The sequence below is a fragment of the Clostridium sp. 10cd* genome, from assembly GCF_044336395.1.
In the GTDB taxonomy this organism is placed as follows: Bacteria; Bacillota_I; Bacilli_A; order Erysipelotrichales; family Erysipelotrichaceae; genus Clostridium_AQ; species Clostridium_AQ innocuum.
Genome location: NZ_CP172347.1, coordinates 4,325,273 through 4,338,714, shown reverse-complemented (window position 1 = coordinate 4,338,714; position 13,442 = coordinate 4,325,273). Strand labels below are relative to the sequence as shown.

The following is a 13,442-nucleotide window of genomic DNA, read 5'->3' as shown; positions in this document are numbered from 1 at the left end:
GCCTCATGTACAAGGTACTGATAGCAGATGATGAGCGCTTAATCCGGATCACATTAAAAAACATGATCGATTGGAAGGCACTTGACTGTGAGGTAATTGCTACAGCAAAGGATGGGGAGGAAGCATTTCACATTTTCACGGATATGCAGCCGGAAATCGTTATTACGGATTTGAAAATGCCGGGTATGGACGGAATTGATCTGATATCCAAAATCAAGGAGGTCAATAAAAACACACAGGTGATTGCACTCAGCAATTATTCCGATTTTGAATATGTGCGGGATGCCATGAAGGCCGGTGCGTTTGATTATCTTTTAAAGGTTACGCTGGAAAAGAAGGAGCTGGAACGCATTATCACGCAGGTGAAGGAATCCTGTGTGGAAAGCAGTTTGAATGACCATGTGGAATATGAATCTGCGTTAAAGGAGCTGCAGCAATGTCTGATTCTTACCAAGAACGAGCATATTCTGAGCCGTAAGGAATTTCAGGAAGCACTGTCACAGCCGGTGTTTGAGCCCTATCAAAAGGGATTTCAGATGGCATATTTTCGCGTGGATAACATCAATCATCTGTATCGAACCAAGCTGAAGGACCATGCGGCACTGCATAAGCATCTGCAGGATTTAATACGGGAATCCATGCCGCTTGCCGTGCATCATCACCTGATTTTTATGAGCAACCATTCCGGCATCCTGATGTTTGAAAGCAGAGAAAAGCTTCGTATTCTGAATATATGCAACAGCATCATTCGAAATATCACACAGTATCTGGATATACATCTGTCCATTACATTGTCGGATATCATTGCATCACTGGATGAATATTACGATCAGTTCGAGCTGCTTCTGAAATCACATGAGCGAAGGTTTTATGTGGGTGAGGGATGTCTGATTCAAAGCGAGAAGCATGACGCGTTTCAGGAGCTGGATATGAATGAGGTGACCTTTCATCTGGAGCTGCTGGACGCGGTTGCTGCTAAGGATTTTGATACGGTACAGCACAAGCTGAAGGAAACTCTGGAGTATATGAAATTTCATGAAATTGATCCGCATGCGGTACTGGAGTATTTCATCTTCATTTTCCATAATATAGAGGGAAATGAAATGGCACGGGGGATTCGGCAGGCCTTTCCGTTTGATACGATAACAGCAAAGCTGCGACTGTGTGAAACAGCAGACAAGCTGGAGGAAATTGTCTCCTCCTCGTTTGATCAGATTGAGGCATGGATGAAGGATCAATCAAACAGACGCTATCGCCGCAAGATTCTGGAGGTTATGGAATATATTGATGCAAACCTGAACCGCAAGCTGACACTAAAGGAAATCGCAGACAGCATCGGTATGAATGAAAGCTCTTTGAGCCGCTTGTTTAAAAATGAAACCGGCGTGAATCTGAATTACTATATCAATGAGAAGAAAATGAAAAAAGCGATGGAGCTGCTGCGCGGCGAGTCCAGCATGATCAAGGATGTCGCAGCGGCGGTCGGTATGGATGACCAGCTCTATTTCAACAAGGTATTCAAGAAATACTATAATGTATCGCCAAGTGAGTTTAAAAAGAAGCTGCATCCGGATACCGAGGAATAAGTGCACACACCCTTTCATACAGTGTAGAGAGGGTGTGATTTTTTTGAAGATAGCTGTGAAGTTTCTCCTTGTACTCTCCATAATTCTTGTCTCTTTTTTTCTCTGGCTGAATATGGGCACATCCTCACCGATTTTATGGAATACGGGTAAGGAATCGGTGCAGGAGCAGGAAAAGAAGGATAAGGAAAAAGCGAAGGACAAAGAACAGACCGTACATATTACAAGACAGGACGGAACCAGCCTGAAGCTGCCGCTGGAAACATATCTGGAGGGAGTGATTGGCTCGGAGATGCCGGCTTCCTTTGAGATGGAGGCGCTGAAGGCTCAATGTGTAGCTGCCAGGACCTTTGTGACGAAGCGCGGCTTTGAGGTGGATGATACCACACGGACGCAGGTTTATCACGACGATAAGCAGATGCGTCAGATCTGGGGGAGTTCCTATGATAAGATGCATGCCAGGGTTGTTAAGGCGCTGCAGGAGACAGAAGGGGAAATCATGACCTATCAGGGCGAACCGATTTCTGCTGTGTTTTTCAGTGGATCATGTGGGAAAACAGCCAACAGTGAGGAATACTGGGACAGCAGGACGCCGTATCTGCGCAGTGTGGATTCACATTGGGATAAAGAGGAAGACGGCTATGAAAAAACAGCTGTTATTTCAGAGGAGGATTTTCATACGATGCTCGGCTTTGAGAATCCGGTGAAGGAAGTGGGGAAGCCTTCCCATTACGCTTCCGGCTATGTAAAATCCATAACGATTGACCGCATTGTCTTCAGTGGCAGAGAGATTCGTGAAAAGCTGAATCTTCGCTCCTCCTGCTTTTCCATAAAGAAAACAAGCGGCGGTTATGCGGTAACAACCAGAGGCTTTGGTCATGGTCTCGGCATGAGTCAGTACGGGGCGCAGGGAATGGCGCTGGAGAAAAAGAATTACAAGGAAATACTGAAGCATTATTATACCGGCGTACAGATTGTAAAAGAATGATGTATAAAGAAAAAAGGGGCGGGCATAATCATCACTAGAGGTGATGAAATGTATAGCTATACAAAGGAAAAGAAATTTCCAAAACGCAGACTGATTGTTTCCTTAAGCTGCCTGCTGATTGCCGCAGCTGCCTTTCTGACTTATGAATATTCCATGAAGAATCCTGCAAAGGACACTTCCGTGTTTAAGGAAGACACCACGCCGGTGCTCTCGCTTCCCAGCTCAGCTGAGGAAGAAAAAGGCATCCAGCCGTTTGCGGTCAAGGCAGAGGTCGTTCTTGATTATTTTGATGGAAAGGACAGCAAGGTTGACAGTATGACAAAGTTTGAAGGCGTCTACCGAGCCAATCAGGGCATGGACTATTCCTTCAACAAAGAGGCTTTCGATGTTCTGGCAAGCTTCAGCGGCGAGGTGAGTGATGTGAAGGAAGATAATATCTTCGGCAAAAGTGTTACAATCACCAGCAAGGATCTGAGCATAACCTATCAGAGCCTGTCCGATATCACTGTGAAAAAGGGCGATAAGGTCAATCAGAAGGATCCCATTGCAAAGGCCGGAAGCAATATTTACAACAAGGAGCTGGGCAATCATCTGCATATCGTCGTAGAGAAAAACGGCAAGATTATAGATCCGGAGCTGATGTACGGCAAAACGAACGCTGAGATCAAATAGTACCCTTGCGGTACTATTTTCATATGTGAAAGCCCATCCATACATATTACGGAATTTTAAGAAAAGGAAAGGCATATTAACACTTTTACATTTCGGATTTTGTGTTATAATGGTAATTGCTTGAAATTGAGTATAAATAGCGCATGGTATGTTTGGAAACGGATATTTCTTATCTATTTCAGAATCTGTGCGGACTACTGTAAAAAATGCGGATCAAATTCTTATGGAAGAAATATGAACGCACGAAAGGAATGAAGGACTATGTTTTCAAAAGAAGTAGGAATCGACTTAGGAACAGCAAACTTACTGATGTATGTAAAAGGTGAAGGCATCGTAATTGACGAGCCTAGTGTAGTTGCGATAGATGCAGAAACAAAGAAATGTCTGGCTGCCGGGCAGGATGCGAAGGACATGCTTGGAAGAACACCGGGCAGAGTACTGGCAATCCGTCCTCTGAAGGATGGGGTTATTGCGGATTTCGAGGTAACGGAAATCATGCTGAACTTCTTTTTCAAGAAGCTGGCTATCAAGGGGATGTTTAAGCGTCCTACCATTCTGATCTGCTGTCCAAGCAACATCACCAGTGTGGAAAGAAATGCCATTCGTGATGCGGCTTATCGTGCAGGTGCGAAAAAAGTGTATATCGAGGAGGAGCCGAAGGTGGCTGCTGTCGGTGCCGGACTGGATATCGGAAAGCCAAGCGGATGCATGGTTCTGGATATCGGTGGTGGTACGACTGACGTTGCGGTGATTTCTTTAGGTGAAATCGTAAGCAGTACCTCCCTGAAGATTGCAGGGGATACGCTGGATCGTGATATTATCAAATTTGTTAAAGAAAATAAAAAGCTGCTGATTGGTGATCGTACAGCAGAGGAAGTGAAGAAACAGATCGGAACTGCATGGAAGGGCAGCATGCATGAAACGATTGAAGTCAGTGGACGTGACTTGGTAACCGGTCTGCCGACAACCATTACCCTGTCCAGTGAGGAAATTCAGGGCAGTATGGCGGAAAGTCTGCAGGATGTTGTTCGTGCCTGCAAAACGGTTCTGGAACAGACACCTCCCGAGCTAGCAAGTGATATTGTGACAAGAGGTATCGTACTGACCGGTGGCGGTGCACTGCTGCACGGTATTGACGAGCTGCTGCGTAATGAACTGCACATTCCGGTATATGTTGCGGAGAATGCACTTCGCTGTGTGGCCGAAGGTACGGGAATTCTGCTCGAGAATCTGCATCTTGTACAATAGAAAATAAAAGCGAGGTATCTATATGGATTGGCTGAAATATCTGATTATTCCATTGGCCTTATCCGCACTGATTACTCCTTTTCTGAAAATCGTCGCCTACCGGCTGGATATTTATGCACAGGTGAATGAGCGAACCGTACATAAGGGAAAAATCGCACGTATTGGCGGTGTAGCCATTTATATATCCTTTGTCGTGTGCATGGCGGTTTTTATGAAGACGGATATGACCATCAACGGTATTCTGATTGGTGGGACAATCATGTTCATAGGCGGTTTGATCGATGATATGGTCAATCTGAAACCGAAGTATAAGCTTGCATTTGAAGTTGCTGCCGCCATCGTTTTGATGACAGTGGGAAAGGTTTCACTCGATGTGATCCGTCTGCCGATGGGAATTTCCATCGATATGGGACTGGTATCCTTTATTGTAACCTTTGTGTGGATTATCGGTATCACCAATGCGGTGAACCTGATTGACGGACTGGATGGTCTGGCAGGGGGAATCTCTGCGATTATTCTGGTTGTCATTGCATGTCTTTCCGTGATCGAGGGACGTCTGGATATCCAGACGATGTCTTTGATTCTGGCAGGGGCAACCATGGGGTTTCTGCTGTATAATTCACATCCGGCAAGTATTTTCATGGGGGACTGCGGAGCCTTGTTTCTGGGCTTTATTATATCCGCTATCTCATTGCTGGGCTTCAAGAGCTCCACGATTATGACACTGGCACTTCCGATTCTGCTGCTGGCGGTTCCCATTGTGGATACCATTGGGGCAATTTTGAGAAGAAAGCTGAGTGGGCATAAATTTTCGGAAGCCGACAAGAACCATCTGCACCATCTGCTGATGCAGCGGTTCGGACATCGCAATACGGTCATTATTTTGTATGTGGTGACTGCGCTGTTCGGCTTTACAGCGTACATCTATCTAATAAATAAAGCGACAGGATTTCTTGTTCTGTTTATCATCGCACTGGTTGTTGAGCTGTTTATCGAGTTTTCCGGGATGATATCCAAGCAGTATCACCCGTTGCTGTCGATAGCAAATACCATTCAGAAGCGTGCCAGAAAGCTGTATCGGAAATTTTCAAAGAAAAGTCCGGATACGAAACAGGAAAAATAGCAAATCTAATGCTGTAGAAATCCTTGGCATTCAGGATGAAAATAAAAAATGAGAGAATACAGGGCTGCGACCATGATTGCAGTGCTTGGATTCTCTTATTTACATTTTGTATTTGATACTCGTGTATGATAATCACCTCTATGTTTCGCATAGCGTTAAAGCAACACCGATTTCATTGCTGGGTGTCAGCCATGGCTGTTGTTTTTCCTATAGGCAAAGCCATTACTGAGGGTGTTATATTTTGTATTATTTTTATAATTCACTTTCCTTTTTTTTCAGGTGACAGCAATAGGAATGCGGTTGTGAATGATTCCATATTGTAAGAATTGCCATAAAGCTTTTTTATGGGACATTAACGGCATTTTCCCTAATTATGAAAACTTTGTGGATTTAAGTATAAAAAATATCCGCATTTTCAGGATTTTTTAGGAATTGGCCCTTTTTCTATCGTATGTATATAGTGAGGTGAGAAAAATGGAAGTTAAAAAATTATACGAAATGGTCGATGAGGATCAGAAGGAGGGTTCCCTTGGAGAGAAGGCGTATTGGAAGGATCTGTGGGAATGCTATATCGAGGAGAAGAGCATGGATTATGCATCTTTGAGTGTGAAGGAGGCGATACCGCGGCTGGTGTCGGAACAGAATCTGAGAGAACGCCGTCATGCGGGAAGCTGTGGTGAGCTTGGTGTGGATATCCGTGTTGGTGATATCTGTTATATAGATTTTGGTGAAGCATACATTGCAGAAATCGGTTATCAGCATTTTGGTCTGATTATAACAATTTTTCATAACAAGGCATTCGTTGTGCCGATGAGCGGGAATCATACGGCTTATCTGCAGGCCTACAGCAAGGAGAATCCGAAAGGGAAGCGTCATTTGATGCGCCTGGGGAAAATCAAGGGAATGAATAAGGAATCGGTTTTGTTCATCAATGATGCAAAATGGATCAATACTGCCAGAATTATTGATGTCAAAGCACATTTAAGGCGTGACAGTGAGCTGTTCCGTGAAATAAAGGACCGTGTGAAAAACTGTCTGGACTAATGCAAGGCGCTTGTTTGACGGGGAAATGCAATTTGAAAAGCTAGGGAATGTCAGGATGATGAAGAATGCTGTGGAAAAGCAGGCAATTTTGCAGAACAGACAAAATATGACAGAATCCATGCGAAATGTCTTCTACAATAACGCATGAAAGAGGTGGTTTTGTTTGGAAAAGGTGATGAACAAGAGACTGAAGGGGAAATTTTCCATTCATGCGGAGGATTTGGCCTGTGCCGGAATTTCAATTATTCTTGGTACACTGGCTTCTCCGCTTAGTTATACACTTGCATTTCTGTATGTATCCTATTCCTATATGCGTACAATCCGGGAAGCGATGATCAGCGTATTTTTTATTCTTCTGTGCTCGTTAACCAGAGGAATTCTGCCGGCGTACAGCTATGCGCTTGGCTTTGCCTGTTACTTTGTGATTATTCATATGGTTAAGGTGATGAATCAGAATTTATACCAGTGGATGCCGTATCTGACAGCACTGTTAAGTGCGGCGTTCAGTGTCCAGCAGTATGGACTGCACAATACGGCTGTGATTCTGCCGGTACTGAGCTTTGTGTTGATGCAGGAGCTGTTTGCGGATTATCAGTGGATTCAGAAGGGGATGCTGCATAATGCCTGCATGCGGGGGATCCTGCTGTTTACCATCGGCTTATTGGGGGTGGAGCTGTTACCAGTATATGCACAGGAGGTCATTATGATTACCATGCTGCTGATTGCTTTATCAAGCAATGCATGGATCACAGTGACTGTGGCGCTGATGATATATTTCCTGCTGGATATCCGTGTGCTGCCGGCACTTGTCCTTACGGTTCTTTTAAGTGTTTTGAAAAAGGATCGCAAGAGTGCCATGCTGCTGTTGCTGGGGGCATGCTTCCTGTATCCGGATAATACAGAGGATTTGATATATCTGCTGCTGTGTATGAGCGGTGTTCTGCTTGTACCGGCGAATGCAGCTTCCCTGCATATGAGTACGGAGCTTCAAAATGAACAGGAGTACCGGCTTTCTCAGACGAGTATGCTAAAGCGGCAGATGCAGAATTATGCCAATATCTTTCAATCCCTGTCGGAATATTATGCACAGATCAGTGATGTGCAGGCTGAACTGCTTGCCAATATGTCCAATGCTTTGCAATATAATGCAGACGCCATACGAAAAATAGACGGCTACGAAAAGGATACGGTACGTGTCGCCAAGGCGCTGGAAGGCTATCAATATGATGTGCGTGAGCTGAGTATTGAAGAACCGAAGGAGGGCTGTATACAGGTTTGTGTGGAAATAGCAAATATCAAACGCGGAGAAATACGAACTACGCTGCTTCCGCTGCTTGAAGTCCTGCTTCACCGCAATCTGCAGATTGCGGACATTCGCAATCGAAAATTCATGCGCGGCTATCATTCCATCACCGTCTGTGATGATATTCCCTTTGCCATTGATGCCTATGCGGACAGTGTAAAAAACTCCTACACCTCCAGCGGGGACACCTTTTCCATCTTCAGATTTCGTCAGAGTGTGGTGTGCATGATTTCGGATGGTATGGGAAACGGTGAGCGTGCTGCCCAAAGCTCACGCCTGATTACGAATATTTTCCAACGTATGATGGTCAGTGGAATTCCACAGGACAGCGCCATCAAATGTATAAACAAGCTGATTCAAAGCGATACCTATGCAACGCTGGATGTCATCTGCTTTAACCGTTCACAGGGGGTTGCCTACATATCAAAATCCGCAGCCTGTCCGACATTTCTGCTGCGGGATGATCAGATATATGAAATTAACGGCAGTGCGTTGCCTGTGGGAATCATCAGTCAGATGCAGCCGGACTGCTTCCAGGTTGATGTAAAGGCAGGGGATGAATACCTTATGATATCCGATGGCATATATATGAATGAGATTTATAAATGGCTCAATCAGAGGACACAGACAAGTGTGAAGGCGGATGTGGAAAGCTTTACGGAGCTGTTAAAAAAGACAAGACGTAAGGACGATTCTACGATTGTACTGGCCAGAGTGGATGAGGTATAGGAAACTGTGCCAGCTTAAAGATATTAGAAACTCCGTGAAATTACGTTTGCGATAATTAAAGCTCAGTGCTGTATTTATAGAATACTGTATAAAGTAATCATAACAACGAAAATGTTATATTACCAGCCTGTTTCCTTTAAAATTTATATGATAGTATATAGGTGTAAGAGGAACGATAGGGGTTGGTAGTAATGGTTATACATAACCTTCACGCTTTGAAGCACAGGAGCATGAAGATGCTTGAAGACAAAGAAAAACACTTAAAATTCCGAATATGGGTTTCTGTGATATGTATGGTCTGCTTATGCGGATGCTCTAGTGCAGGTGAGAAACTAAAAATAGAAGTAACGCAACAACCTGTCGTAATGGAGTCCCATACGAAAGCATTATTAGATAAACAGATACTGTCATTTTCGCTAACGCAGCCGGTGAGTGAGGGATACAGTGTTGCTTATGAAGGAAATTGTGTCATAAACGCAGATGGAACACTTGATCGTGAGAATGAAGTCACCGTTTTTACATCCATCATGAAGGAGAATACCGTGCTGGCGAATGATACCAAACACATTGGAATCGCCAATATAGATAGTAACCTGACGATACAGGATGAAAATACCTTGTTGCTGATAACCACAGTACACTATGACGATCCTGATGGAGATGTTATATTTCATTATCTGGAGCATATGACACTTGCTGTGAAGCAGAATAAGGGAACTTACCATATCGAAATAACTGAGGTGACCATGGCATAGCGTGATAAAGAATTAGTATGGGAGTGCTTATAATAGGGCATTCCTTTTCTTAGCTATTCTAAACGCAAATCATGCAGAATTTGATTCTATCTGAATTTCATATCTACTTCTTTGCTTTGTTGTAAGGGAATTTGTATTAGGCTTCATCATACATGAAATTCATACCCACCTGCATGATATAATGTAGAAAGAGTATGATATAATAAAGCTATGCAGACAGGAGCTGATAATATGAAAGCTTTGCCAATCGGTATAGAAAATTTCAAAGAAATGATTGATCATCAATATTATTATGTCGATAAAACGAACTTTATCAAAGATGTATGCAATGAAAAAGTAGCGTTATATACAAGACCGAGGCGATTTCACCGAAATAGTGTCGATACCTTTGGTATCCGACAAGAGGCGCGCTAGTAGCGGGAAAAACCTTGAATATGAGTAGGCGCTGCCCGCCCAGGCGTGCTGTATTATTTCTTTTCGATCAAACAAAAGGAAAGCGCTTATCTGTTTGAGGGATTGGATATCACAAAAGATGCGCAGGTTATGAAACTACAGAATCAGTATCCGGTTATTTTTCTTACTTTAAAAGATATGAAAAATAATACCTTTGAAAAACAACTGACAATGTTTTCCTATCTGATGCAGGAAATCATTAGAAATAATCATGAATTGCTAACAAGTGAGCGGATCAATGAATTTGACAAGGAGCGAATGAAAAGTTTATACCGTGGTGCACAAAATGAAGTGGAGCTGCAAAATGCTTTAAGATTCATTTCGGGATGTCTGGAACAACATTATCAAAAGCAGGTAATCATACTCATCGATGAATAGGCGCTGCCCGCCCATGGCGTGATGTCCCTTTACAGAATGCCTACTTGAACGGTTATTATGATGATATGGTTGCTTTCCTTGGAAATGTATTCAGTGCTGCTTTAAAAACACACAATGCCTTAGAGAAAGGGATACTGACAGGCTGTTTAAGGATTGCGAAAGAATCGACACCACAGGCGGGCTTTAGCCTTTTTACCGGACTGAATAATTTTAAGGTACTTTCTATTTTTGATGAGACCTCCAAACAGCGATTTGGCTTCACGCAGAATGAAATCGATTCCTTGTTGCTTGATTATCAGGCAAATGAATATCAGGGGCAGGTAAAGGAATGGTAGGCGCTGCCCGCCCATGGCGCGATGGCTATCAGTTTGGAAACTGTGAAATTTACGCTACTAGCGGACAGAGTCTAACCCGTGGAGTGTTTTGATGTATCTTGATAAATTGATGAAAACGGATAAACAAACACCGGAGTCTTTTTGGGCGAATACGAGTGGAAATGATATTATCTATCGCTACGTAAAAGAAGCAAGCTCTAAAATGAGAGAAGAATTCGATATACTGGCATCAGGCGGAGTTATTGAAAAAACAATCAAGGATAATATAACGTATAGGGAATTGGATCAAGTTAATAATATTTACAGCTTTTTACTGTTTACCGGTTATCTGAAAGCTGTTCAATGCACGGATCAAGAGAAGGGAATCTACCAGTTGATGATTCCAAACAAGGAAATCAATCGGATTTATACGATGATCTTCCGTGAATGGTTTGAACAGCAGGTAATGCAAAACAGTATAAAATTTGCAGAAGCGCTGATGGTAGAAGATGTGAAAGCGGCTAATAAAGTACTGAACGATGTTTTATTTCAGTCAATCAGCTATTTTGATTACAATGAAAGGTTCTATCATGGTGTTTTAATAGGCATGTTAAATGACTATCAGGTAGTGTCTAATCAGGAATCAGGAGAAGGCAGGTTTGATCTTGCTGTTCTTCCGGCATATGCCAAAGAAAGAGGCCTGTTGTTTGAAGTAAAGGTGGTAAAAAATATGGAACATATGGAAATAGCCGCAGAACAGGCATGCCGGCAGATAAAAGATAGGAAGTATCTGGAAGGTCTGTATAAGAAAGGCTATACAGATATCGTCGCATACGGAATCGTCTTTTGTAAGAAATCCTGTCTGATTGTAAAAGCAGAATAGCAGTCTGTCTGAGATTTCAGGATATAAAAGCAGGTGTTGGATGATGAATATCCCTCATCTGTTTTTTCATAGACAACGTGTTCGTTTTCTACCAGTGATATGATAAATTCACGTGGCTATTTATTTTTCATATTGCCTAATGATCGTATTTACCGTATAATAGCCGCATGAAACAAATGAAGAAACTGGAAAAAGGAACCTATATCATCGGTGTCAGCGGAGGCCCGGACTCTATGGCATTGCTGGATATGTGCAGAAAAGAAGGATTCCAGCTGGTAGTCGCGCATATGAATTATAAGAAGCGTGATACGGCGGATCGGGATATGGAACTGGTGCGCAGCTATTGTGCACGTTTTCATATTCCCTTTGAAGCGAGACTGCAGACAAAGCCCTGTGTGGGCAACTTTCAGGCGTTTGCCAGAGAAGAGCGCTATCGTATGTATCGCGAGCTTTTACAGAAGTATCAGGCGGCTGCCGTATTGCTGGCACATCATTTGGATGACCATCTGGAAACCTATCTCATGGCAAAAGAGCGCGGCAGTATGAAGGAATATCTCGGTATACAGGAGGAAGCATGCATCATGGGCTGTACCATCATCCGTCCGCTAATGGCGTATAGCAAACGGGAACTGGAAGCATACTGTAGAGAGAATGCCGTGCCTTTTGGAATTGACGAAAGCAACCTTACGGATCACTATGCAAGAAACAGAATCCGGCATGAGATTGTGGATAGAATGTCGGAAAAGGAAAAAGAAGCGCTGATGGAAACCATTTCCCGGGAAAACATGCGCATGCAGCAGCTGCGTGCGGATTGCCGTGCGTTTTTAAACAGCTGGGACGGAAGTCTGAAAAAACTGCGGGTACTGGACAGCTATTTTCTGGAACAGGTGCTGATCACCTGGATTCATGATACATGCAGCTGTTATCTGTCCATGCATGAAATTCAGGTGCTGCGGGAGCTGATTATGAACAATGCAAACTATTGGACACGCGATATCGCCGGCGGGTATGATATATACAGTGAATACGGAAAGCTGGTAATTGATACCAGTGAGGAAATCAGCTATTCCTATGTATACGATCATGCAGTATTTGAGAAAACCCCGTACTTTGAAACAGCTCCTCACGGAACAGGGGTTGAGGCGGTTACTCTGCAGGCAACAGACTGGCCGATAACCATAAGAAATGCACAGCCGCAGGACGCCATACAGCTTCGATTCGGCGTAAAAAAGCTGAACCGCTGGTTCATAGACCGCAAAATTCCCAAAAAGGAACGCAAATTATGGCCGGTTGTTGTGAATGCTGCGGGAAATGTGATTCTGGTGCCTAAAATTGGCTGTGATATTGCACATTTTTCTAACAATCCTACGCTATTTGTGTTAAAATAGTAGATAGCTGTATTAGGAGGATTTTGCATGCACGACGTAGTTGAAAAAGTATTGGTGTCCGAGGAAGACATCGTAAAAAGAAGTATGGAATTAGGAAAACAAATCAGTGATGATTACCGCAAAACAGGGAAGGCACCGCTGCTGGTAGCCTTACTGAAGGGAAGTGTTCCTTTTCTTGCAGAGCTGATTAAGCATATAGATTTGGATATCCAGTTTGACTTCATGGATGTATCAAGCTATGAAGGAACAGAGTCCATCGGAGATATTAAAATTGTCAAGGATCTGGACTGTTCAGTAAAGGGCGTACCGATTCTGCTTGTGGAGGATATCGTTGATACCGGACGCACGCTGAAGGAAGTGACACGTCTGTTGAAAAACAAAGGGGCAAGCGATGTAAAAGTCGTTTCTCTGTTAGATAAACCGGATCGTCGTGTTGTAGATATAACTGCAGATTATGTAGGTTTTGAGATTCCCAACGAATTTGTTGTGGGCTTCGGTCTTGATTATGACCAGCATTACCGCAATCTGCCTTATATAGGAGTACTGAAACCTGAAGTATACAAATAAAACGTTAGGAGGAC

12 protein-coding genes and 1 pseudogene are annotated in these 13,442 nt (G+C 43.4%); all 13 read left to right on the top strand.

Annotated features, from left to right (window positions below; all coding sequences use genetic code 11):
- Positions 1–5 precede the first annotated feature (5 nt).
- The 13 genes and pseudogenes from ACG3M1_RS21555 (at position 6) to hpt (ending at position 13,428) form a co-directional block, all read left to right on the top strand.
- Positions 6–1,586, top strand: coding sequence for a response regulator (locus ACG3M1_RS21555; RefSeq protein WP_257362486.1), 1,581 nt, complete (start codon positions 6–8; stop codon positions 1,584–1,586).
- Positions 1,587–1,629: 43 nt separating this feature from the next.
- Positions 1,630–2,571 (top strand): stage II sporulation protein D, encoded by a 942-nt coding sequence (gene spoIID / locus ACG3M1_RS21550; protein ID WP_002606346.1) that lies wholly within the window; start codon positions 1,630–1,632, stop codon positions 2,569–2,571.
- 48 nt (positions 2,572–2,619) lie between these two features.
- A complete protein-coding gene (locus tag ACG3M1_RS21545) occupies positions 2,620–3,243 on the top strand; it encodes a M23 family metallopeptidase (protein WP_002606345.1) in 624 nt (207 codons plus the stop codon).
- A gap of 261 nt (positions 3,244–3,504) precedes the next feature.
- On the top strand, positions 3,505–4,491 hold the full coding sequence (locus ACG3M1_RS21540; protein WP_002606344.1) for a rod shape-determining protein: 987 nt from the start codon (positions 3,505–3,507) through the stop codon (positions 4,489–4,491).
- Positions 4,492–4,513: 22 nt separating this feature from the next.
- Positions 4,514–5,614 (top strand): MraY family glycosyltransferase, encoded by a 1,101-nt coding sequence (locus tag ACG3M1_RS21535; RefSeq protein WP_008816354.1) that lies wholly within the window; start codon positions 4,514–4,516, stop codon positions 5,612–5,614.
- A 474-nt stretch (positions 5,615–6,088) separates the two neighbouring features.
- The gene (locus tag ACG3M1_RS21530; protein WP_074747701.1) at positions 6,089–6,658 is read left to right on the top strand and encodes a hypothetical protein; all 570 of its coding nucleotides are present in this window, start codon (positions 6,089–6,091) and stop codon (positions 6,656–6,658) included.
- Between the two features lie 172 nt (positions 6,659–6,830).
- On the top strand, positions 6,831–8,690 hold the full coding sequence (locus ACG3M1_RS21525; RefSeq protein WP_224727289.1) for a SpoIIE family protein phosphatase: 1,860 nt from the start codon (positions 6,831–6,833) through the stop codon (positions 8,688–8,690).
- Positions 8,691–8,926: 236 nt separating this feature from the next.
- Complete coding sequence (locus ACG3M1_RS21520) at positions 8,927–9,445, top strand: hypothetical protein (protein ID WP_009269937.1); 519 nt, start codon at positions 8,927–8,929, stop codon at positions 9,443–9,445.
- A 210-nt stretch (positions 9,446–9,655) separates the two neighbouring features.
- Positions 9,656–10,276 (top strand): annotated as a pseudogene (locus ACG3M1_RS21515) (AAA family ATPase).
- Between the two features lie 65 nt (positions 10,277–10,341).
- Entirely contained in the window at positions 10,342–10,611 is a 270-nt protein-coding gene (locus ACG3M1_RS21510; RefSeq protein WP_008816358.1) for an AAA family ATPase, read from the top strand.
- 91 nt (positions 10,612–10,702) lie between these two features.
- The gene (locus ACG3M1_RS21505) at positions 10,703–11,473 is read left to right on the top strand and encodes a PD-(D/E)XK nuclease domain-containing protein (protein ID WP_008816359.1); all 771 of its coding nucleotides are present in this window, start codon (positions 10,703–10,705) and stop codon (positions 11,471–11,473) included.
- A 176-nt stretch (positions 11,474–11,649) separates the two neighbouring features.
- Positions 11,650–12,861, top strand: coding sequence for a tRNA lysidine(34) synthetase TilS (tilS, locus tag ACG3M1_RS21500; RefSeq protein ID WP_022300597.1), 1,212 nt, complete (start codon positions 11,650–11,652; stop codon positions 12,859–12,861).
- Between the two features lie 27 nt (positions 12,862–12,888).
- A complete protein-coding gene (gene hpt, locus ACG3M1_RS21495; RefSeq protein ID WP_002606333.1) occupies positions 12,889–13,428 on the top strand; it encodes a hypoxanthine phosphoribosyltransferase in 540 nt (179 codons plus the stop codon).
- Positions 13,429–13,442 lie beyond the last annotated feature (14 nt).

Excerpts from the sequence above, each read along its gene's own strand:
- tilS (WP_022300597.1), top strand. The coding sequence starts at position 11,650 with ATGAAGAAACTGGAAAAAGGAACCTATATCATCGGTGTCAGCGGAGGC.
- hpt (WP_002606333.1), top strand. The coding sequence starts at position 12,889 with ATGCACGACGTAGTTGAAAAAGTATTGGTGTCCGAGGAAGACATCGTA.
- ACG3M1_RS21520 (WP_009269937.1), top strand. The coding sequence starts at position 8,927 with ATGCTTGAAGACAAAGAAAAACACTTAAAATTCCGAATATGGGTTTCT.
- ACG3M1_RS21510 (WP_008816358.1), top strand. The coding sequence starts at position 10,342 with ATGGTTGCTTTCCTTGGAAATGTATTCAGTGCTGCTTTAAAAACACAC.
- ACG3M1_RS21505 (WP_008816359.1), top strand. The coding sequence starts at position 10,703 with ATGTATCTTGATAAATTGATGAAAACGGATAAACAAACACCGGAGTCT.
- ACG3M1_RS21535 (WP_008816354.1), top strand. The coding sequence starts at position 4,514 with ATGGATTGGCTGAAATATCTGATTATTCCATTGGCCTTATCCGCACTG.
- ACG3M1_RS21540 (WP_002606344.1), top strand. The coding sequence starts at position 3,505 with ATGTTTTCAAAAGAAGTAGGAATCGACTTAGGAACAGCAAACTTACTG.
- ACG3M1_RS21545 (WP_002606345.1), top strand. The coding sequence starts at position 2,620 with ATGTATAGCTATACAAAGGAAAAGAAATTTCCAAAACGCAGACTGATT.
- ACG3M1_RS21530 (WP_074747701.1), top strand. The coding sequence starts at position 6,089 with ATGGAAGTTAAAAAATTATACGAAATGGTCGATGAGGATCAGAAGGAG.
- ACG3M1_RS21555 (WP_257362486.1), top strand. The coding sequence starts at position 6 with ATGTACAAGGTACTGATAGCAGATGATGAGCGCTTAATCCGGATCACA.